Annotated in this window: 19 protein-coding genes; 7 read left to right on the top strand and 12 right to left on the bottom strand. The window is 42.3% G+C overall.

The annotated features are described in order from the left end of the window. Positions 1-70: 70 nt before the first annotated feature. Both rho and trxA read right to left on the bottom strand, forming a co-directional pair. Complete coding sequence (gene rho, locus A9Z07_RS11795; RefSeq protein ID WP_004664227.1) at positions 71-1,339, bottom strand: transcription termination factor Rho; 1,269 nt, start codon at positions 1,337-1,339, stop codon at positions 71-73. 329 nt (positions 1,340-1,668) lie between these two features. Next, on the bottom strand, positions 1,669-1,995 hold the full coding sequence (gene trxA, locus A9Z07_RS11800) for a thioredoxin (RefSeq protein WP_004774726.1): 327 nt from the start codon (positions 1,993-1,995) through the stop codon (positions 1,669-1,671). A gap of 273 nt (positions 1,996-2,268) precedes the next feature. Here trxA and ppx point away from each other — a divergent pair, with 273 nt between their 5' ends. From ppx to A9Z07_RS11825, 5 genes are read left to right on the top strand one after another with little or no spacing between them, the layout of a single operon-like run. Next, positions 2,269-3,789, top strand: coding sequence for an exopolyphosphatase (ppx, locus tag A9Z07_RS11805; RefSeq protein ID WP_004774727.1), 1,521 nt, complete (start codon positions 2,269-2,271; stop codon positions 3,787-3,789). A 28-nt stretch (positions 3,790-3,817) separates the two neighbouring features. Continuing rightward, a complete protein-coding gene (locus tag A9Z07_RS11810; RefSeq protein ID WP_004774730.1) occupies positions 3,818-4,642 on the top strand; it encodes an acetyl-CoA carboxylase carboxyltransferase subunit alpha in 825 nt (274 codons plus the stop codon). Positions 4,643-4,698: 56 nt separating this feature from the next. Next, positions 4,699-5,952 carry a tRNA lysidine(34) synthetase TilS gene (gene tilS, locus A9Z07_RS11815; protein WP_069578876.1) on the top strand — a complete coding sequence of 418 codons (1,254 nt, stop codon included), beginning with the start codon at positions 4,699-4,701 and terminating at the stop codon, positions 5,950-5,952. A gap of 15 nt (positions 5,953-5,967) precedes the next feature. Continuing rightward, on the top strand, positions 5,968-6,807 hold the full coding sequence (gene proC / locus A9Z07_RS11820; protein WP_004774734.1) for a pyrroline-5-carboxylate reductase: 840 nt from the start codon (positions 5,968-5,970) through the stop codon (positions 6,805-6,807). A gap of 16 nt (positions 6,808-6,823) precedes the next feature. Beyond that, a complete protein-coding gene (locus A9Z07_RS11825; RefSeq protein WP_004774736.1) occupies positions 6,824-7,393 on the top strand; it encodes a YggT family protein in 570 nt (189 codons plus the stop codon). Between the two features lie 41 nt (positions 7,394-7,434). Here A9Z07_RS11825 and A9Z07_RS11830 read toward each other — a convergent pair whose 3' ends face one another. Together A9Z07_RS11830 and polA are read right to left on the bottom strand one after the other, a co-directional pair. Beyond that, entirely contained in the window at positions 7,435-8,565 is a 1,131-nt protein-coding gene (locus A9Z07_RS11830; RefSeq protein ID WP_069578878.1) for an acyltransferase family protein, read from the bottom strand. Positions 8,566-8,693: 128 nt separating this feature from the next. Beyond that, positions 8,694-11,459 (bottom strand): DNA polymerase I, encoded by a 2,766-nt coding sequence (polA, locus tag A9Z07_RS11835; protein WP_069578880.1) that lies wholly within the window; start codon positions 11,457-11,459, stop codon positions 8,694-8,696. A 188-nt stretch (positions 11,460-11,647) separates the two neighbouring features. Between polA and A9Z07_RS11840 the strand changes: the two genes are divergently transcribed. Beyond that, positions 11,648-14,518 (top strand): DUF2339 domain-containing protein, encoded by a 2,871-nt coding sequence (locus A9Z07_RS11840; protein WP_069578882.1) that lies wholly within the window; start codon positions 11,648-11,650, stop codon positions 14,516-14,518. On the opposite strand, the gene A9Z07_RS11845 is transcribed toward A9Z07_RS11840, so the two are convergent. Both A9Z07_RS11845 and A9Z07_RS11850 read right to left on the bottom strand, forming a co-directional pair. After that, positions 14,519-15,436 carry a mechanosensitive ion channel family protein gene (locus A9Z07_RS11845; protein ID WP_004774742.1) on the bottom strand — a complete coding sequence of 306 codons (918 nt, stop codon included), beginning with the start codon at positions 15,434-15,436 and terminating at the stop codon, positions 14,519-14,521. 9 nt (positions 15,437-15,445) lie between these two features. Then, complete coding sequence (locus tag A9Z07_RS11850; protein WP_004774743.1) at positions 15,446-16,267, bottom strand: hypothetical protein; 822 nt, start codon at positions 16,265-16,267, stop codon at positions 15,446-15,448. 93 nt (positions 16,268-16,360) lie between these two features. Here A9Z07_RS11850 and gspE point away from each other — a divergent pair, with 93 nt between their 5' ends. Next, a complete protein-coding gene (gspE, locus tag A9Z07_RS11855) occupies positions 16,361-17,851 on the top strand; it encodes a type II secretion system ATPase GspE (protein ID WP_004774744.1) in 1,491 nt (496 codons plus the stop codon). A gap of 64 nt (positions 17,852-17,915) precedes the next feature. On the opposite strand, the gene A9Z07_RS11860 is transcribed toward gspE, so the two are convergent. The 6 genes from A9Z07_RS11860 to A9Z07_RS11885 all read right to left on the bottom strand — a co-directional run bounded on the left by A9Z07_RS11860 (position 17,916) and on the right by A9Z07_RS11885 (position 22,725). Beyond that, positions 17,916-18,350, bottom strand: coding sequence for an organic hydroperoxide resistance protein (locus A9Z07_RS11860; RefSeq protein ID WP_069578883.1), 435 nt, complete (start codon positions 18,348-18,350; stop codon positions 17,916-17,918). A 339-nt stretch (positions 18,351-18,689) separates the two neighbouring features. Next, positions 18,690-19,052 (bottom strand): DUF4951 domain-containing protein, encoded by a 363-nt coding sequence (locus tag A9Z07_RS11865; RefSeq protein WP_069578885.1) that lies wholly within the window; start codon positions 19,050-19,052, stop codon positions 18,690-18,692. A gap of 209 nt (positions 19,053-19,261) precedes the next feature. Further along, on the bottom strand, positions 19,262-20,086 hold the full coding sequence (locus A9Z07_RS11870; protein ID WP_069578887.1) for a carbon-nitrogen hydrolase family protein: 825 nt from the start codon (positions 20,084-20,086) through the stop codon (positions 19,262-19,264). Positions 20,087-20,114: 28 nt separating this feature from the next. Continuing rightward, on the bottom strand, positions 20,115-20,636 hold the full coding sequence (gene gigB / locus A9Z07_RS11875; protein WP_004774748.1) for an anti-anti-sigma factor GigB: 522 nt from the start codon (positions 20,634-20,636) through the stop codon (positions 20,115-20,117). Between the two features lie 102 nt (positions 20,637-20,738). Continuing rightward, positions 20,739-21,707 (bottom strand): RsbU family protein phosphatase GigA, encoded by a 969-nt coding sequence (gigA, locus tag A9Z07_RS11880; RefSeq protein WP_062847844.1) that lies wholly within the window; start codon positions 21,705-21,707, stop codon positions 20,739-20,741. A gap of 130 nt (positions 21,708-21,837) precedes the next feature. Continuing rightward, positions 21,838-22,725, bottom strand: a complete 888-nt coding sequence (locus A9Z07_RS11885) for a VacJ family lipoprotein (protein WP_069578889.1) — start codon at positions 22,723-22,725, stop codon at positions 21,838-21,840. Between the last annotated feature and the right edge of the window lie 213 nt (positions 22,726-22,938).

The following is a 22,938-nucleotide window of genomic DNA, read 5'->3' on the forward strand; positions in this document are numbered from 1 at the left end:
ATGTAAATATTATGTAAGTATGTCAACCAAATAAAAAAAGCTACCATTAAGGTAGCTTTTTTGTCCGTCTTTAGGTCGATGCTTTTCTTTTCATTTGATCAAAGAAATCATCGTTGGTCTTGGTTTCTTTCATGCGATCCAATAAGAACTCCATTGCCGCAAGCTCATCCATTGGATGAAGAAGCTTACGAAGAATCCAGACTTTACGTAGATTTTCTTCGCTCATGAGGCGTTCTTCGCGGCGAGTGCCCGATTTCTTGATATTCATTGCCGGGAATACACGTTTCTCAGCGATACGACGATCAAGAGTAATCTCTTGGTTACCTGTACCTTTGAATTCTTCGTAGATCACGTCATCCATCTTACTGCCTGTTTCAATCAAAGCAGTTGAGATAATGGTGAGTGAACCACCTTCTTCAATGTTACGTGCTGCACCGAAGAAACGTTTTGGACGTTCTAAAGCATGCGCATCCACACCACCTGTCAATACTTTACCTGATGAAGGAATGACAGTGTTGTAAGCACGTGCAAGACGGGTAATCGAATCCAGCAGAATCACGACATCTTTTTTGTGCTCAACAAGACGCTTAGCCTTTTCAATGACCATTTCAGCCACTTGAACATGACGGGCAGGGGCTTCATCAAATGTTGATGCAACAACTTCACCACGAACAGTACGTTCCATCTCGGTTACTTCTTCCGGACGTTCATCAATAAGAAGGACGATCAGGAACACTTCAGGGTTGTTGCGGACAATGGATTGCGCGATATTTTGCAATAACATTGTTTTACCCGCTTTCGGCGGTGCAACAATGATTGAACGTTGACCTTTACCAATCGGCGCAACAAGATCAACAACACGTGCTGTTAAATCTTCAGTTGTACCATTCCCGAGTTCCATAATCAGCTGTTCTGTCGGGAAGAGTGGAGTTAAGTTCTCAAATAAAATTTTATTACGTGAGTTTTCAGGGGTGTCGTAGTTAATTTGGTTAACTTTTAATAGGGCAAAATAACGCTCACCTTCTTTAGGTGGACGAATTGTACCTGTAATGGTGTCACCTGTACGTAAGTTAAAACGGCGAATCTGTGATGGACTGACATAGATGTCATCTGGTCCAGCTAAGTATGAACCAGCCGCAGAGCGTAGGAAGCCAAAACCATCAGAAAGAATTTCGAGAACACCATCACCAAAGATTTCTTCGCCATTCATGGCATGGCGCTTTAAAATGGCAAAAATAATATCTTGTTTACGGTTACGTGCCATGCCTTCAAGGCCCATAAACTCCGCAATTTTAATGAGTTCGCCAATGGGTTTTTTCTTGAGTTCAGTTAAGTTCATAAGTGGTCAGACAGAATGGAATAAGTGGAGGACTACGTTAGGGAAAGAATAAAAATCGACCGCATACATACATGCTGATGTAATTGTATTTACACAACCACAATTCAGTAGTCTGGTTCATTGTTTCAGAGAGAAATGTGAAAACAATTGTTTATTGCCGAGCGGCGATCTTATGTTTTGTGTCTTGTAAGAAGCGCAATGAAGTAGATTCCATTCAAAGCTTCTTGATCCAGAAATATAGATGAAATCAGGGGATTTGTCAATTTTTAACTAGAAATACACTATTCATTTAATAGCGTATTTCTAGCACTGACAATTCAACAGTCGTATTAGATGTTTTGGTCAATAAATGCTGCAAGTTTTGAACGTGGCGCTGCACCAACTTGTTGAGCAACAACTTCACCATCTTTAAACATCAATAATGCTGGAATATTACGGATGTTGTATTTCACAGCAGTGTCTTCGCATGAAGTAACGTCAACTTTAACGATTTTAACTTTACCTGCGTATTCGTTTGAAAGTTCTTCAAGTACAGGTGCGATTGCTTTACATGGTGCACACCAGCCAGCCCAGAAGTCAACAAGTACAGGCGTTTCAGCATCTAAAACATCTGCTTGGAAGTTTTCATCAGTTGTATTAACAATAGTCGCAGACATAAGGTTGCTCCAAATTTAAGAAATAAAGTGCGAATTAGTTCATCATCACGATGAATATTACATTGCTACTTTACTCAATGTAAGGGTTTGTTCCGATTATTCAAGTTTGAAAATGAAAAGTCTAATGGATGCTCACGATGTTGATCATCGACTTCTACAATGATTTATGCATTAAAAGCAGAAATAGGTAACTTTTATTGATTAAAATGACTTTAAAATTGTAAGCATGTGAATTACTCTAATGCGTGAATTGAGCATGGGTTTATATGAATAATGTCTGATTTTCTGATTGATGAAGAGTTACTTGCTGCGATTGATATGGGATCGAACAGTTTCCATCTTGCAATTGCACGTGTTGATCACGGTGAGGTTAAGAAAGTCGCTTCAATGTCAGAAAAAGTACAGTTAGCAGCTGGGCTTGATGAAAATAAGAATTTAACAGAAGCAGCACAACAGCGCGGACTGGCTTGTTTAGCTCGTTTTGTGGGACGTTTAAGTTCGGTACAACCGAATCGTTTAAGAATTGTGGCGACCAACGCATTAAGACAAGCGAAAAATGGTCACGAGTTTATTCAAAAAGCTGCAGAAATTTTACCAAAACCGATTGAAATTATTGCAGGTCGTGAAGAAGCACGCCTGATTTACTTGGGTGTTTCCCATACCATGGCCAATGGCGGTCGTCGTCTAGTCGTTGATATTGGTGGTGGATCAACAGAATTTATTATTGGTGAAGAGTTTGAGCCGTTGCATACCGAATCTTTACAGATGGGTTGTGTGGCTTATAGCAAAACTTTTTTCTCTGATGGTGAGATTACCAGCAAAGCATTTGATAAAGCTGTAGTAGCAGCCCGTAAAGAAATGTCAGGTATTGCCAATACCTATAAATCAGTGGGTTGGGATACCGTTGTCGGTTCAAGTGGAACCATCAAAGCCTGTCGTCAGATTGCGGTTAATCTTGGTCTGAGTGATGAACAGGAAAATCTGACCCGTGATGGCTTATATAAGTTAAAAGATCGTTTACTTAAATTTAAACATATCTCTGAAATTGATTTCGAAGGTCTACGTGAAGACCGTCGAGCAGTTTTGCCAGCTGGCGTTGCGATTTTATTTGCCATTTTTGAAGTTTTAGATATCGATAAATTGGCATATTCTGATGGTGCGTTACGTGAAGGCGTCATGTATGACCTGCTTGGACGTTTTAAGCATGAAGATATTCGTGACCGTAGTGTGCAAGCCTTAATGGGTCGCTACAATGCGGATCCGAAACAGGCAGAACGTGTGGTCAGCACTGCTCAGCAATTGTTTGACGGGGTGGCTGAAAGTCTGAATTTAACCACTGAAGACAGTGACTTACTGCGTCGTGCAGCTTATTTACATGAAATTGGTCTGGCGATTAGTCATGCTGGTTATCATCGTCATGGCGCGTATTTATTGCAGCATTCGGATATTCCTGGTTTCTCACAAATTGATCAAAACCATTTATCTCATCTGGTTTCACATCACCGTCGCAAGCTACGTGCAGATGCAAAAAATGATGTTTTAAAGGTCGGTGGTAGCCATTTACTTTATCTTTGTTTATTGCTTCGTCTGGCTGTTTTGCTGAACCATAGTCGTAGTGATCAGATGCTTCCTGCCATTGAACTCAGTGTTGTAAATGATCAACAATGGCAACTAAGCGTATCTGGCGATGCTAAACAATGGCCTTTATTAGTTGCTGACCTGCATGATGAACAATTGCAGTTTAAGCATTGGGACATTGAGTTAAATATTCAGTCAGACAAATTTGTTGATTAACCATATTATTATGGATCATTCTTGACTTATGAAAAATAAAGCGACTCAGTCCAAGGCTTGGGCTACGGTTCAAATTGCACGACATCCTGAACGTCCGCAATTTCTAGATTATGTCAGTGAAATCTTTACTGAATTTGATGCACTTCATGGTGACCGTTTATTTGGTGATGACGGTGCCATGATTGGTGGTTTGGCACGTTTTGATGGGCAACCTGTGATGGTTGTCGGTCAGCACCGTGGCCGCAGTACCCGTGAAAAGTTACAGCATAACTTTGGGATGTGTAACCCAGAAGGTTATCGTAAATCACAGCGCTTACTTGATATGGCTGAGCGCTTCAATTTACCAGTATTTACGTTTGTCGATACCATGGGGGCTTACCCAGGTGTAGGTGCAGAAGAGCGTGGTCAGGCTGAAGCGATTGCAACCAGCTTGGCGCAACTTTCAAGTTTGAAGGTTCCAGTGATTGCGACTGTACTTGGCGAAGGTGGTTCTGGTGGTGCTTTAGGTATTGGCGTAGCAGATCGTGTGATTATGCTATCGCATAGTATCTATTCAGTGATTTCACCTGAAGGTTGTGCTTCTATTTTATGGAAAACCGCAGAAAAAGCAGCACAAGCAAGTGAAGCGCTGGCATTAACTGCCGATAAACTCCAAGCTTTGGGCATCGTTGAATATGTCGTGGATGAAGGTGAAGGTGCGCATTTGCAACCTGAAAAAGTCATGCATGATTTGAAAGATGTATTAAAGCAAGCTTTAGATGAATTGCAACCGATGGATGCCCAAGAACGATGCGACGCACGTTATCAACGTTTAATGAAGTTTGGCAGCAGCAATTTAGGCATCGCGTCTTAGGACAAACACAGCATTTTTCTGAACAAACTCAATTCCTGATTGGGTGTAGCGGCGGCATGGATTCCATGCTGTTGCTGTATCTGATGTCTGAACTTTTCCCAAATCGAATTCGTGCCATTTATGTCGATCACCAGCTGCAAACGCTGAGTGTAGGCTGGGGATTGTTCGTCCAACAGCAAGCTGAAGTACTCAATATTCCTGTCATTCTGCAAAAAGTCACGGTTGAAACTGGCAATCTGGAGCAGCAAGCGCGACAAGCCCGTTATCATGCTTATCAGCAACACTTACAATCCAATGAAATTCTTGTCTTAGCACATCATCAGCAAGATCAGGCTGAAACGTTCTTATTGCGTCTATTTTCTGGGGCGGGTGTCAATGGGCTTGCTGCCATGCAACAGCTTGATATCCGCGAGGATATGACCATCTGGCGACCATTTTTAGATTTGAGTCGGGAACAGATTGAACAGTGGTCACAACAACTGGCTTTGAACTATATCACCGATCCGACCAATCACGATACACATTATGATCGAGCATGGTGCCGTGAACAATTATGGCCGCTGCTAGAAAACCGTTTCCCTAAAATGCAGTCGGCTGTGGCACGAAGCAGTTATTTGATGCAAGATGCAGCGGAAATCTTAAATGATGTGTTGAAACAGGACTGGCAGCATTGTGCAAGGGATCGCGAGCTGGATTTAACGAAATTGGCTGAGCTTTCAACAGCGCGGCAACGACAACTGTTATCCGTCTGGATTAAAGGTAAAGACCAATATCGGCCAAGTTACGATATGGTGCAGCGCCTACAGAATGAAGTCATTTGGGCAAAACCTGATGCGCAGGCAAGTTTGCATATTCACCCGCATTACTATGCGCGTTATCAGAAAAAATTATACCGTTTAAGCCATGATGAATTGTATGCGGAACAGCAAACAAGCTTTCCAAATATTATTTCTCAACAGTATGAAATGGGACAAGTGATTCAGGTTGCTGCTGGACAATTTAAGATTGAATCGCAAGCCATGGGCCTTTCTGCACAACTGTTAGGGCGTGAGTTGACATTAATCAAACGTCAGGGCGGAGAAAAAATTCATCTTTATGGGCGTGTTGGACATTGGCCTCTTAAAAAAGCCATTCAAGAAGCACAGATTTTGCCTTGGTTACGTCATACAATTCAAATATTAGTCGTGGATAATGTTATGCTTGGGGTTTTTAGCCCAAAAGGTTTTTGGTTGGCGCAATCTGAGTATTTAGAGCAGGGTGGTTGGCAACCAAGTTTAGTTTCTGACTGTACTTTTCAGCAGTCTTTTTGATATGACGAGTAGGACATGGCGACAGCATTGAATAAAAATATTTGTTTTATTGGCGGCGGTAATATGGCGCAAGCCTTGATTGGCGGCTTACTTTCTCGTGGTTTACCGACGACACGTATTACCGTTTCTGACCCAGTAGAGCAAATTCGTCACGTATTAGAAGAAAAAGGGATTCAGACCACCACAGATAATGTGGAAGCAATCAAGAATGCAGATGTCGTCGTATTGGCAGTAAAACCGCAAGTGTTGGCAACGGTATTACAACCATTAAATGGTTTGTTGTCAGATAAACTTGTGATCTCGATTATTGCGGGTGCTGAGATTCAGACCATTTCAGATTTGATTGGTGGCAGTCTGCGTATTGTCCGTGTTATGCCAAATACGCCAGCCTTGGTTCAAACAGGTGCGCATGGTATTTATGCCTCTGAAGCTGTTGATGCACAAGACCGTGAATTAACCAGTCAAATTCTTGCAGCGACAGGTTTAACCATCTGGGTAGAAAATGAAGCACAAATTGATGCAGTAACTGCAGTATCGGGTTCAGGTCCTGCATATTTCTTCTATTTGATGGAAAGTATGATTCGTGCAGGTAAAAACTTGGGGTTGGATGAAAAAGTTGCAACTGCATTGACCTTGCAAACTGCATTAGGTGCGGCGCAAATGGCAATTACCAGCTCAAATTCTCCAGCAGAATTACGTAAAAATGTGACCTCTCCAAATGGCACTACGCAAGCAGCTTTAGAGGTGTTTGATCGTGCGCAGATTTCACAAAATATTCAAGCAGCGCTTGCAGCAGCTCAGAAGCGTAGCCAAGAGCTTGCGCAAGAGCTGAGTGACAAGACTAAATCGGTTTAAGTAGGATAAGACAATTATGGGTGCAAGTTCTGCGCTAATTTTTGGTGTTTTGATCAATGTTGCAATTTTATTGGTCTTTTTCCGTTTTTTAATGCAATTGGCGGCAGTGAGTCCATACAATCCAGTGGTACTTTCGACAGTGAAAGCAACCAAGATTGTAGATATTTTTAGTCGTATTTTCCCAACAGTCGGCAAGGGGCGTGTCAATTTAGCGGCAGTGGCTTTGTTGGTGGTGCTTTATTTACTGAAAATGTTCGGTTTAATGTATTTATCTGGACAGATGCCACACAGCGCAGTCTATTTGGTGATCACGACATTTGTGACCATGATTCAGGACTTGATCCGTTTCTGTCGTTATTTGATTTTTGCGACCATCATTTTAAGTTGGGTGGTCATGTTTACACAGACACGTTCACCGTATATTGAAGTGATTCAGGAGCTGGCTGAACCATTGCTAGCTCCTTTCCGTCGTATCATGCCAAATATGGGAATGATTGATCTTTCTCCAATTTTGGCGTTCTTGGCTTTATATGTTGCTGAGATCTTGATGAATGAAGCAGCTAAAGTTCTGTTAACAGGTCTTTAAGCAAGTTTGATTCAATAAAAAATGGGCGTAATGCCCATTTTTTATTTCTTGATCAAGCGTTGTCTTATGCTTTGGTTGAGTGGATTGGAAAAGTAGCGTGCAATCCAACCCCCTAGGACAATTGCCAGAATAAAGTAGATCAATAATAACAACAGTTTAATGTTACCTTCAGTCAAGGCTGGTGTATAAAACAATTTAAAGAAACCCAGAATGATGAGATGAAATAAATAAATCTCATAACTATTCTTACCGATATTTCTGACCCAATCAAAATGTGAAGATGTTGAATTTTTCTGTTCATTGGCGACATTTGTCAGAATCACGATCACGGTGGAAAATGCAAATAAGCTGATTCCCCAGATGCAATTTTCTTTAATCGATCCTGAAAAATAGATGAACAGCATAACTGCAATTGCAATCGTTTTTAGTGCTGACCAGACTTTAGGCTGAAGGATCAGCTTCGGGGCAAGCAGGGCAGCGAGACAGCCAAAAGCAATGCCATCAAAGCTGGAAAAGTAATGGTATAAATAAGCCCCACTTTCTTCACTATAATGTAAGAACCTAAAATATGGCGCGAATAGAATCAGACCGATACAGACCACGACAAATAAACTTTGTTTTCTGAAGAACAATGCAGCCAGTGGGAAGCTTAAATAAAAGACTTCTTCAACCGATAACGACCATAAGACACCCAAGACGTAGTTGACCCAGCCATTTTCAATAATCAGGATATTCATCCAAAAGGTGAGGGCCGCCAGATTGACAGTGGATTGCGCAACGATGATCTCATTAGGCGCTTGGGTCATAAAGGGTTTTAGCTCAAACGCACCAAGAAGATTCACCAGACAGATGAGTAAAATCATGGTGGGCATAATGCGAGAAAATCTTGAAATATAGAAATCCCGAATATTGATCTGGGCTAGAGATCCCCAACGTTTAAGGCTATGTGAGGTGATCAGGTAGCCTGAGATGACAAAGAACATGGTGACGCCATAATTTCCATTCCGGGCCAAAAGCGTGGTGATATTCTCTCCAAAAATTTGAAAATTGATGGAAGTATCAAACAATTTATAAGGAATATTAAAGTGATGTAATAACACCAGAAAAATGGAAATAAAACGTAATGAATCAATGGAATGGTAACGGTTAAATTGAACTTGATTAAAGGACATATTGCATTCCTTTCTCCTATGCGGATTAGTTTTTATCGGGTATTCTTTATTATTCGTGTTCTTGTAGCGCAGGGGAGTTAATCCCCTGTCTGCAAGAAACATTATGTTTTTATGAGCTGAGGGCTGGCTTAGTGCGCAGCGTCCCAGTTTAGTCCTTGACCTACTTCAACCACAAATGGCACAGAAATTTGCAATACAGATTGCATCACTTCCGCAATTTGTTTTGAAAGTTCATCTGCAATTGCTGCATCCGCTTCAAATACAAGTTCATCGTGTACCTGTAATAACAGCTTGGCTTGATCTTTCGGCAACATTTTATCGACTGCAATCATGGCAAGCTTGATAATATCTGCTGCACTGCCTTGTAACGGCGCATTAATTGCTGCACGTTCGGCTGCCTGCTTAATCATTTTATTGGTTGCCATAATGTCTGGTGTATACAAACGACGGCCGAGAATCGTCTCGACAAAGCCTTGTTCGCGAGCGATCTGGCGGGTACGTTCCATATAGTCCAGTACGCCCGGATAACGCTGGAAGTAACGTGCGATATAGCTACGAGATTCTTCACGGGTAAAGCCAAGCTGACGGGTTAAACCAAATTCAGACATCCCGTACAGCAGACCAAAGTTGACCGCTTTGGCTTGGCGACGTTGATCATTGGTGACATCTTCAATATCAATACCCAATACTTCGGAAGCAGTACGACGGTGCACGTCCTGACCTTGCTGGAAGGCATGAACTAAGGCGTCATCTTGAGAGAAATGTGCCATTAAACGCAATTCGATTTGTGAGTAATCGGCAGCTAATAACACACGACCTTCAGGTGCGATAAAGGCTTTACGAATCTGACGACCAATCGGGGTACGGATTGGAATGTTTTGCAGGTTTGGATCAGTTGAAGACAAACGACCTGTCGCGGTTAAAGCTTGATGATAGCTGGTATGCACACGATGGGTGGTATCATTCGACTGTACGATCAGGCGATCTGTATAGGTGTTTTTGAGTTTCGCCAAACCGCGATGTTCTAAGATCACTTCTGCTAAAGGATGCTCAATTTTCTCAAGGATACTTTCGCTGGTGCTGTATTGACCTGTAGCTGTTTTCTTACCACCTTTGAGTCCAAGCTTTTCAAACAGGACTTCACCAACCTGTTTAGGTGATGCCACATTAAAAGCTTCGCCCGCCAGTTCTGCTGCTTGAGCTTCAAGCGTTTGAATCGTTTCTGAAAACTCAACACTGAGTTGATCGAGGAATTGATGATCCAGCTTAATACCATCTTCTTCCATGCCTGTGAGCACGCGAGCAACTGGCATCTCAATGTTATGCAGGATATTCACCAGTTCAGGATGCGCTTTCAGTTTTGCTGCGAGCACTTCATATAAACGATAGGTAACATGCGCATCTTCAGCGGCATAATGGGCTGCCACTTCAAGTTTGATTTGATTAAAGGTTTTTTGCTTAGCACCTTTACCTGCGATTTGCTCAAAAGTCGTGGTCAAATGGCTGAGATAAAGACGGGCAACATCATCCATGCCATGTCGTGTTGCAGCAGCATTCAACACATATGAAGCAAGCATGGTATCGAAATACCAGCCTTGAATGGTGATACCGTGATTGGCAAAGATATGAGCATCATATTTTAAATGATGACCAATTTTCTTCACTTGTTCATTTTCAAGGATCGGTTTGATTTGAGCCAGAACCTGTTCACGATTCAGTTGTTCTGGTGCACCTTCATAATCATGTGCAACAGGTACATAGTAAGCATCATTGGCATCAAATGCGACCGAGAAACCGACCAGCTCAGCAAAGCGGTAATCCAGATTGGTGGTTTCCGTATCAATCGCAAAATGATCTGCTTGCTGCATACGTTGCAATAACACATCCCAGTCCTGTTGGCTCAGCACTGTATGGTAAGTTGCTGTACCGAGTTGATCATCCTGACTAGACAGGCTGGCATGATCTTCAACAACCACTTGCTCAGTTTTTTGCTCAGCTTTGGCAATACTTTGTGATGTCTGTTGATAAGCTGAACTGTTTGGATTATTGGGATGATCCAGCGATTGTAACTGGTTACGGAATTCGAGCTCAGTATAGAGATTACGTAACTGGTCTACATTTGGATTGGTGAGTTTAAGGTCATGCCAATCTAAAGCCAGATCAAGATCACAAACAATACTTGCCAATTGATGGTCAATCTTGATGTTCTCTACGTTATCTTTAATGTTCTGGCTGATTTTGCCTTTCAACTGATTGGCATTGGCAATGATATTGCTCAATGTACCGTATTCATTTAACAGTTTCGCCGCTGTTTTCGCGCCGACTCCTGGTACGCCCATAATTCCGTCAGAAGCATCGCCCATCAGGGTCAGGTAATCGATGATCTGATTTGGATGTACCCCGAACTTCTCGAACACACCCGCTTCATCTAAAACACGTTCTTTAAAGCTGTCTTCCAGTTTGACGTGCTCATTAACCAGCTGTGCCATGTCCTTGTCACCAGTCGAAATCAGGACATGATGACCTTCTGCCAAAGCGCGTTTGGTTAATGTTCCAATAATGTCATCTGCTTCCGCACCGGGAAGACTATACAACGGAATACCTTGTGCTCTGATCAAAGCATGTAAGTAAGGAATTTGTTGAGACAATTCCTCAGGCATACTTGGACGATCACCTTTATAGATCGGTGATAACTTATGACGGAAAGTTGGCTCTGGTGTATCGAAAATGACAGCCATGTGAGTCGGTTGGGTACGACGCATCAATTTCTGGATTGCTGAAATTGCACCACGTATTGCATTGGTATGTAAGCCAGTAGACGTCGTTAATGGCGGTAAAGCGTGAAAAGCACGAAATAAGAAATAAGACCCGTCAACCAAGACAAAAGGTGGCATTGCGCAAATCCTAATTATAAATTAGTCGGTATTTTACGTGAAAAAGCCGTGGCTGTCTTATCTGAACGCGGATGAGTACGGCTGGATTTGTCGTTTAAGATTTGCAGTATTTTGTATGTGAAAATACCTGCTTATGCAGTGATCAAGTAAGATACCAGCAATGAAGCTGTCATAATTGATATAAGTCTATGTATAAAAAAGACAAACAGGGAATGGTTTTTGTCCTGATTGCTTTGACGGTGCTGCTTGCTTGCGCGGTTGCATTTAAATGGCATGCGACTGTTATTGCAGCGACGATTGGGCTGACCGTTGTTATTGTGCACATTCTGTCTGAGATTCATCAGCGCTTGCTGCAACTTGAACAGGCAATGCCGAATAATTTTGCACAGACAGCGGGTATTGGCGTACAAAAAGTTGTGATATATGGTGCGGCGCTCGTCGCGCTATTTGCCTATGCCAATACCTGGATGTGGCTGGCTGGCGGCGCTTTATTGGTATTGCTGTTGTGCCTGATTCAAACGATCAGTGCCTTTCAAACCCGTTTGTTACATTTGGAGCATGACGCGACTCAGCGACATCAGAGTGGAGAGGGGAGCTTCGCTCACTTACAGCAGAGCCATCCTGATCAGAAGATTGAAACGATTCCCACAGCTACAGCTTCCTCACATTCTATTCAACCCGAGCAGCATCCCGAATGGATGCATCAAGAGACTTCATCAGCTCAAGCAACATTGGGACAGACTTCGACTCCAGTTACTCAAGCCGTTGAGCCTAAAACACCGAGTTGGTGGCAGCCTGCGCTGGATTGGATGATGCACGGCAATCCAATTCTTCGTGTTGCTGTCGCCGTACTCATGGTCGGTGTGGTTTTATTATTACGTTTTGCCAGTGAACATTGGCAACTCAGTCTTGGTGTGAAGCTGGGTTTTATTGCCAGTGCAGGGGCAGTGACGACGATTGCAGGTTATTTACTACAAAAGAAAAATCAATTATTTGCAGTTGCGTTACAAGGCGTAGGGTTAGCCGTCATTTTCTTGACGCTGATTTTCTCTCATCATTTTGCCGTAATTGCCAGCTTAACGACTGCCAGTATTTTATTTGTGATTTTATTATTAGTCACAGTTTATCTGAGTTTAAAGCAACAAGCCCTGTATTTAGCCATGTTGGCATTGACCATGGCTTATCTTGCACCTTTGGTGATTCCACAAAATCATCCTGATGTGATTTTCCTGTTTGGCTATTACTTTGTCATTAATTTGGCTGTGGCAGCGCTGAACTTTATTCAACCTTGGAAAATCCTGCATCAGATTGCATTTTTCGCCACCATGTTTATTGGTGGTTCGACCATCGGAATTTATGCAAATTCAGCGCAGTTTAATACCTTGGATATGATCCTGTGGTTGCATATGGCTTTATTCATCTGGCTCAGTATTCGTTATAGCCAATTGATGCTACGTGCTCAAAACCAGCAGCAACAAACAGATCCGACATCTGAGCGCTTACAGCCGATTTTAGATGTCGGTCTGATCTTTAGTGTGCCTGTATTGGGCTTTTCCTTACATGCTTATTTAATGCATAACTCAACCTCAGCTCTTACTTGGGGTGCTGTTGCACTTGCTGCGACTTATATTGCTTTAAATCTCTGGATTAAACGTCAGCATCCACAATTATCAATCTTGGCCAAAAGTTTCTTTATCCTTGCGGTGGTGTTTGTTGCATTGATTTTCCCATTGGCCAAAGGTGCACATTGGACTTCAACTGGCTGGGTGATTCAAGGCACGGCATTAATCGTTTGGGGCGTCACTGAGCGATACCGTTTAAGTCGTTATGTGGGCGTCGCACTGGTCTTGCTCAGTTCGGTAGCATTACTGTTTCAGGTCTGGTCAAATGATCATTTCCCGATTTTAAGCACCGCAATTTTTGCTTTAGCACAATTTATTTCGGCTTTTTACTTGTTGCATTATCAGGAAGTTGAAAAGTACTTTAGTGCGCGGATGCTGAGCGGCGTATTTCTAGCACTTGGTTTATATTCCGGAGCAATTGCGGCTGTTGAATTCATGCAATGGCAACAGCATGGGCTAAGTCCTTATCTTGCGATTGCAGCAATATTACTGGCACTGTTTAGTCTGGCGGTACATGTTAAATCACGATTGCAGTGGGGCAATGTACAACTGATCTTATTGGCTGGCTTATTAGCTTTGCTCTACGCGGAAAGTTTTGCTCAAAATGTGTATGCCGTTTGGCACTGGTCGAGTAGCTTAAATCAGATCAGCTTTGCTGTGGCTTCGATTACGATGACGTTAATACTAACCAGTTTGAGTGCTCACACATCTAAAGCGTCGCTCATGCTGTGGTCAGCTTTGCTTTGGCTCAGTCTTGCCAGTATTGGATTGGCTATTTTCCCAATCATGCCACTTGTTGCGCTTGCGATTGTCCCAGTCATTTATAGTATTTGGCGATTTATATCGAATAAAACCCAGTTGCTCCATCAGGTTCCGATCTGGTGCCTAACCTTAGTCTGGCTGGTATTGGTCAGTCTAGATCTATATTCTGCACAGCAATATTATGTTCTACCGCTGCTTAACCTAACGGATATCCTGTCTTTATTGATGTTCTTCGGTCTGATCTGGATTATTTATCATCATGACTTTAGTGCAGAGCGTTCGATAGAATGGGGCTTTAAAGTGACCACGATTTTGATTGGTCTATTGGTGCTGAGTAGTGTGGTGGTGCGTGCCATGCATCATTATCTAGGAACACCATTCTGGGGGACTGCAATTTGGTCAAATGGCGATGTGCAACTCAGTTTGACATTGCTATGGGTTATTTTAGCCTTCGTTCTCATGACTTTTTCCAGTCGCCGCCACATCCGCCAAATCTGGTTTGTCGGTGCGGCTTTATTGGGAATTGTGGTCATGAAACTGTTGTTATTGGACTTATCGCAAAGTGGCACTTTAACCCGCGTGATTTCGTTTATCGGTTCGGGGGCGGTGATGCTGGTGATTGCTTATTTGGCACCGTTGCCACCTGCGCTAAGTGAGACCAAGAAAGAAAGCTAATTATCTTTCTTTCTCGTCTTTTTTCAGTTCTTTCTGATTGGCATATTGATCGATTTCATCATTTTCCAAGGGTAGCGGTCGATCAATCAGACCCATCTTCGGTACTGGAATTTCGATCTCATTTTCCAGAAAGCCATTACGAATCCGTTCCTGCATTTCATCGCGGACTTTGAGTGAATTTTCCTGACGGCACCACACTGCAAATAACAACTCAATTGAAGATTCCCTAAACGCAGTAACAGTGACCGTGGCTTTCGGGTCATCCATCACCAGTGGATATTTCGCTGCCACATCTAACAAGACTTGGCGAACTTTGATGATATCTTCATGGAAATTAATCGCGAGCGTAATCGGGATACGCCGTATCGGATATTTGGATAAGTTCATCACGGGCGTTCGAATCAGTTGTTCGTTCGGCAAGCGAATATAAACATTATCCAGCGTCAAAAGTTTGACTGAGAGTAAGTCAATTGAAATGACTTCACCCTCAATGGTTTGACCTCGAATCAAGGTAATTTGAATGGTATCACCGACTTCAAAGGAACCTTCACCAATCAGGAACAAGCCACTGATCAAGTTGGTTGCAGAAGTCTGAGAGGCGAAACCCAAAGCGACCGTCAAGATCCCCGCTGCACCGAGAAAGACACTCAGTTTAAAACCAGCTTCCCTTAAACTGGTCATGATGAACAGCAAGAAAATAAAGTAAAAAATGCCTCGACGCCATAATAGGCGTTGATGTGCATTAAAACGGCTACCAATGGTGCGGATAAAGGCATTGGAGACCAGTCGCGCTATCAGGAAGCCGATAAAACATAAAATAATGGCAACCACGATTTCGCTGAGGCGCTCAAAATTAATGTTGGTAAAAACACTGGTCAGGCTGCCAGCAACATCTTTTGGAATATTTGAATTCGGCATGGCAACCCCTTAGAAGAATGAATCAAACATATTGAATAAGGTGCTACCGGGGGCTCGAGGGGGATGTACATAGGTGACTTCACCTGCCTGAGTCGGGGTTTTGTTTTCAATGCGAATTCTTGCAGGATGATCTGTGCCTTCGTAATAGACTTTGATTTGCGAGGTCCATAAGCGCCCTGTACTTTCACTATAAAATAATGGCAGGGCAGGCACAGGCACATTCATACGGTCAAAGCGCAATTGATGATGACTGGTATTGTGAAACTCAATTGGCGTGACCGCTCGGAAAGCACGTGGTTTAAGTAGGTTCAAATCGATACGCCCGTCGACTGAAGTGGCGTAGCAAATCTCACCATTTTGTGGGTCTTTACCAAACCATGTGTCTTTCGGTTGAATGACTGGGATATCAAAAAGCGGTTCAGAAAGCCCATCCACCAGACCTGCGATCCACAATGGTGTGCTGATATATAAGGTTCCGCGCTGACCCGCTGGAATATAAATCGGATCTACAGGTCGAATCACCACTGAACGATCAGCCAGACGCGGCATTAAATGAAACGTACTATTGGTTTTATGAAACATGTAGCGTTCAATTTTAGCTGGAGGCGGCATGGCAAATTCAATATCGTTCAATATTCGCCACTGTTGTTCGTAGTCATGCTGAAACTGAGGACGATGATATTCAAGACGCCATTCTTTAATGCCGCGAGTCAGACGAAAGAGCAATGAACCGAATTGCCAAGCTTTGGCCTGTTGAAGTTCGAATTGTTGTTCACCCCACCATTTCAAAGTATTGGAAGGTGGTACTTCAAATTGATTATTTTGAGACAAGATGCAAAATTCCTTTGTGAGTATGCTAAACAGACTTCACGCTGTAATCTGCTTAGAGTACACTCAATACTTTCTCTTATCATTATTTGTGTGATGCAAATACTTAAACAAATACAAATTCCTTATAGTTTTGCGAAGCGACATGGCGTTTTATTGCGCTATGAAGGTGATCAAATTTTTATTGTACGACGCAAGGACACTGCGCGTATTGCGTTGCAGGAAGCGCGTCGAATTCTGGGGAAATCTGCTCACGATCAATTGTGTAGTGATCAAGAGTTTCATGCCTTACTCAGTTCCAGTTATGCGGGCGATACAGGCGAGTCGCAGCAAGTTGCAGCAGGACTGGAAGATCATCCTGATTTACTGAGTCTGGCTGATCAGGTGCCTGAAGCCGAAGATTTGATGGATCAGGAAGATGATGCACCGATTGTTCGTTTAATCAATGCCTTATTATCGGAAGCAATTCGCGTCAGTGCCTCAGATATTCATATTGAAGCCTTTGAGAAAAAACTGTCAGTACGTTTACGTGTTGATGGTCAGTTGCGTGAGATCGTTCAGCCACGTCGTGAGCTGGCACCGCTCTTGGTATCTCGTATCAAGGTCATGGCGAAACTGGATATTGCCGAAAAGCGAATTCCACAAGATGGTCGTATTTCATTACGCCTTGCTGGACGTGAAGTGGATGTACGTGTTTCGACTTTGCCTTCTTCGCATGGCGAACGTGTGGTCATGCGTTTGCTGGACAAGCAGGCAGGGCGTTTAAATATGACCCATTTGGGCTTGATGAAAAATGATTATGAGCGCTTAACCCAACTGGTTCATCGTCCACATGGCATTATTCTGGTGACTGGCCCAACAGGTTCGGGTAAAACCACAACCTTGTATGCCGCATTGTCTGATCTGAATGACAATACCCGTAATATTCTGACAGCCGAAGATCCAATTGAATATCAACTGGAAGGGATTGGACAAACTCAGGTCAATACCAAAGTAGATATGACCTTTGCGCGTGCGTTGAAGGCGATGTTGCGTCAAGATCCAGATGTGGTCATGGTCGGTGAGATTCGTGATTTGGAAACTGCTGAAATTGCGGTTCAAGCTTCGTTAACGGGGCACTTGGTACTTTCCACACTGCATACCAATACTGCGATTGGTGCGGTAACACGTTTAAAGGATATGGGGATCGAGCCTTTCCTCTTGGCGAGCTCTTTAATTGGTGTGATTGCACAGCGTCTGGTTCGTACTTTATGTCCGCATTGTGTGACTTGGCGTCAGGCGGATGATTTTGAGCGTCAGGTTTTCCAGCATCTTAAAGTGGATGAATATATGCAATTGCCTGAACCACAGGGCTGTGAAAAATGTTCACATGTCGGCTTTAGCGGTCGAACTGCAATTTATGAAATCGTGCCAGTCGATGAGTCGATGCGCCGTTTGATTCATGGCAATGCGGCTGAGTATGAATTGGAAAATCATGCGCGGCGTCATGCTGCTTCAATTCGAGATGATGGTTTATTGAAAGTTTTAGCTGGCAAAACGACATTGGAAGAAGTACTTCGTGTCACCAATGAAGCTGCGGAAGAATAAATTTAAGCCTTGAAATAAAAAACAGCATGCAGATCGCATGCTGTTTTTTTTATGGTTGCTAAAATTATTCAGCAGTCACAATATTAAAATTCACATCAATATTGTTGCGGGTCGCATTTGAATAAGGGCAAACAATATGTGCAGCAGCAACCAATTGTTCTGCTTCAGCTTGTTCCATTCCGATCAGATAAACATTTAAAGTGACTTCAATACCAAAACCCGTTGGAATTGGACCAATTCCGACTTCACCTTCTACATAGGCATCTTTGCTGATATTAAACTTATCGCGGTTTGCAACAAACTTCATTGCACCCAAGAAGCATGCAGAATAGCCAGCAGCAAAGAGCTGTTCTGGGTTGGTCACTTCACCGCCAGCACCGCCCATTTCTTTCGGTACACCGAGTTTTACATCTAAAACGCCGTCAGAAGAGGTTGCACGGCCATCTCGACCGCCTGTTGCTTTTGCTTTTGCACGATAAACCACTTTTTCTAATGACATGATTATTCTTCCTGAAGATTATTGAATGCAATTTGATCGTACTGGATCTAAATTAAAATACAAGTCAGCAAACGTTATAGATCCTGCCATCTTTGGTCGTGATATGTGTAGGGGAGTTTCTATGTTTTGTAGGTGTTTTATATATGAGTGTAGGGCATGATTAGTTATGCCAATTCACATTGTTAAAGGGACATAAATACGAATCGCTTGAATCATAAAGGTTGGCTATTTGGGGTAATAAATTAATCTGGCAGATCTCATTTTTATTGTGTGCCCAAAACAAAAAAGCATAAGTGATAAGACTTATGCCAGTGCTAGATAATAAATTTAATGTGTCTGTTACCAGAGATCGGCAATTTTTTTCATGAGACGGGCACGATAACGCGCTGTCGGGTTGCTAAGGTTATTTTCTGCTTCAAGTTCAAAATGCTTCTGCCAAGCCTGAATCATGTCTAGGGTGGTGCCTTTTTGCTTAATCACTGCAACATCTTCACGTCGAATATTATCGAGACGTTGTCTGGCACCTTCTGGGCCTGTTCCCCAGCCAATAATCCATTGACCAAAAGCATTCAGGGATAAATTCTGTGGTGTAGATAACACTGTTGTTGAAGCAGCCGATTCATCCGTATTTGCATCAACGGTTGTGGCATGAAGTGGTACGGTGGCCCCCAAAAAAAACAAAGCAGCGATAAATCTAAACATGAACAAAGCTTAATAAGAATGAGTTGATGATGTTACATCATGCATATCCCAAAATCATTCGACTTTGCTCTATGATGATCAATAAATTGTATTAAATCATGAATCTAGAAATGGTACATTGGTAAAAATTGACCAAGACGGTCAGAATGTATTCTATTGCTGATATTTTGTGCAAAATTGCGATTAAAAAAGCTGATCGCGTTTCATTTTTAATAATTGATGAGTTTGCGATGTTGCATCAGTGGCATAGAGGTACGAATTGCATTTTGTTCTTCAAGATCAAATGCACTGGTGATTAGATCATGACCTTCAGTTTCGATCATTTGAAGCAACTGTCCACGACTATCCGTGATTCCTGCATGTCCCCAAGTTTGACGTTTTTCACCATGCCAGCCTTGCTGAGCAGCACCTAAAACATAACATTGGCTATCCATGGCACGTGCTTGCAGCAGCAACTGCCAATGAAGCTGTCCTGTTGTATAGGTAAATGCAGCAGGGGCCGTTAAAATATTGGCACCTTGCTGACGTAAGGTTAAAGCCAGTTCTGGAAAGCGTAAGTCATAGCAGACCATCAGACCGATGTTACCAAAAGGTGTTTTGGCAACGACGACCTGATCACCAGGTTCAAAGAATTTAGACTCCTGATAACCGCCGACTGCATCACTGACTTGCACATCAAATAAATGAATTTTGTCGTAGCGAGCTTCTGTACCTTCAGGACTAATACATAAACTGACGGTTCGAACCCGACCATCCTGAATGATTGAACCATCTGGACGGAAAGGGCATGGGAGCGTGCCCGCAATTATCCAGATTTGATAGCGATGCGCCAGTTGCTCTAATCGTTTTTGAATACTCTCGAATTGAGCTGCGGTTTCACGTTGTTTACCCGCAGCAAAGCAGACAAAGTTTTCAGGTAACACGATGAGCTCAGCAGCCTGAGCTTTACTCTGTTGAATTAATGATTCAATGACATCGAAATTTGCTTCGATATCATTTTGGGAGTTCATTTGTGCAACAGAAAGTAAAGTCATATAGGCGCCGCGATATCAGGTTGAGTGATCAAGCGTTTTGTTTATGTGCATCGAGATTGAGGCAATCTTGTTCTTTTTGCAATTGTTTAACCAGAGGTTCAAACATATTCTGGTTATTTTCGTTTAAACGCATCAACGTTTTATGTGCATCGAGCACAGTATTGAGCATGGCACTATGAGTGACATGTTCATCGGTAAGCTCCAAAGTACATACACTCGGATCACCACAGTAATTTAAAATCACAAATACCTGTCCTAGCCCCATACTGTTGGCTAAGGTTGTAATATCTGGATTTGTTGACAGCATGACTGCTTGGATCTGATGAACTTGCTTTAGCTTTAAACCCAGTTTTGCCAGAATGCCTAAAACGGTACTGTCAATAAACGTGGTTTCAGTTAAGTCAACGATTGCACCAACAACATTTTGCTGTTGTTCAATTCGGTTGAGCAGTTTGTCTAGACTTATACAAGAGTGAGCACGCACTTCGCCAATAAGCTTGAAAATATGCGTTCCGTTCAAACTTGCATATTCAACATGACCTGTTGACATATAAATGCCATTTTCAGAGAAAGGATATAAAATTATCCCATAGTGATATTCCAGACACAAGTGGTCGGAGGTCTAGATTTAATTAAGTTTTTGATATTTAAATTAATTCATTCGGCGGAGACTTAGAATTGCAATGTCATCAGCCACGTGATCTGGGGCTTTAAAGGAATCATTTTGCAAGTGTTCCACCAGTTGATTGAATTGATCATTCAGGCCGCCATCGAAGGGTTCAAGCGCACCATCTGAACAAACAATAAACCGCGCATGGCGACTTAATACACAACGATGTTCTTCAACTTCCAGTTCTTCTGTGAGTCCTAAAGGAAAGCTACTTGTAGTTAAAATCTGTGGAGGCTGGTTCGGTTCAAAAATGATTGGAGGCGGGTAATGTCCTGCACTAGACCAACGCACTTCATGCGTCACCAGATTTAAAATACCAGCTACCATGGTGATGTGCTTTTCAATATTCTCTTGCACCAACATTGCATTCAGTTTTTGAATTAATTGACTAGGTGTTTTTGAGCGACCATGAAAAGCTGCCATCCAAGATGTGAGTAGGCTACTGGTGACACCATGTCCTGACACATCCGCAAGATAGAATAAAACCTCTTCATCATTTAAACGCCAATAGTCATACCAGTCGCCCGACAAATAAGCCGAGGGTTGAAAGAACGATTCAAACTGATAGTTGGGGAGCTCAATCGGGTTCGGCAACAAACGTTTTTGTAATTCGGCCGCAGAAGGCAAATCGCGACTATCTTGATTACGTTTATATTGAGCATCGATCTTGAATAAAGAATGAATTGGATTTTTTGGCAAGCTATCCCAAATCCAGCCCGCTAAAGCGCCTAATTCCCATGCCTGAGCCAAAGCTGCGCCTTCGTGCTCAAATGCAAGCACAACAGTCGGCAGTTTCCATTGATATTTTAAGAAATCTTGTACATCGGCAATCGCAATAATTGTTTGATCATACAAATCCAGATCATCAACTTGAATGATCTGCAAACTTGGTAACTCAGTTAAAGCTTGATCTAAACAGGGTATGGAGCGTGTGGGTTGAATGAAATACATAGATGAATAGTCAATCCTTTGTATGATCATTTTTGATTCATCGTAGATGAAAGATGATCTATAACATAGTATTGCCAGAGTTTAAATTCTCTGACAATACATAAGTTTGTAAAACATTATTTTAATGTGATCACTTTTCATCAGAAGATGAGTCGTCAACATCATCTTCATCACCAACAAAAGAAACATCATCAGAGTCGCCACGCTTCTCTGCGATCTGGAAAGCCTTACGTTGTAAATAGAAGTCACGGATCATTGAATATTTATCGCCTTTTAGACTTTCTTCAATATCCAGAATTTGTGAACGTGCATCAACTGCTTGCAAGACATTGGTTGACCAATAAATACCTTCCTGATCATCCAATAAATATTTCTGTGGACGCCCAAAACTATCTGCCGCTAAACCAAAACCATCACGGAAAGTACTTGGGCCAAAGAATGGCAACATTACATAAGGGCCAGAAGGTACACCGTAATAACCCAGTGTCACACCAAAGCTTTCTTCTTCAGTTGACAATCCTAAACGTCGTGCAGGATCTGCAAAACCTAAAGTTGTAAGGGTATTTAAAGTAAAACGTCCTAAAGTTTGAGCAGCACGTGCTGGACGACCTTGAATCAGCTGGTTAACTGCATTCCATGGCTCACCGAGGTTTTTGCGGAACTGACGGTAAGGGCTACGAACAGGTTCAGGAACTTTTGCGACATATTGAATTGCAACTGGCTTTAATAAGTTACGATCTAACATGTCATTAAATGCATAAATCTGGCGATTCAATGGCTGTAAAGGATCTTTAACTGCATCAGGTTGTGCAGCATTAGCATTTACTTTTAAATCATTCTTGGTGAGATGCTTTAAATCTTTTATTGCTTGAATCGTTGAAACCTTTTGCTCAGCCATAGCCTGTGGTTGCGGCGTAGCAGATTGAGCGGCAGACTCATTTGGAGTCTCTTGAGCGAATACTGATGAACAAGCTCCAGCAGTTAACAACCCAAGCAAGATAAAATTCGAGTAATGCATATAAGTCCTTAATCGCTGTGAGAGCGAAATACAGTCATTAAAATGATTGCGTCACTTAACGCAAAACATAGATATCAAGAGTACAGTTTAATTGTTCTTATCGTATTAAAACAAATTCGGTCGAAAAATATAAGAAAAAATGTAATTTTGCTCTAAAAATAAACACTCGATAAGATAATTCAAATAAATTTGGAAAAGGGTGTTGCATTGGGT

This window comes from Acinetobacter sp. YK3 (genome assembly GCF_001729365.1).
Taxonomy (GTDB): domain Bacteria; phylum Pseudomonadota; class Gammaproteobacteria; order Pseudomonadales; family Moraxellaceae; genus Acinetobacter; species Acinetobacter vivianii.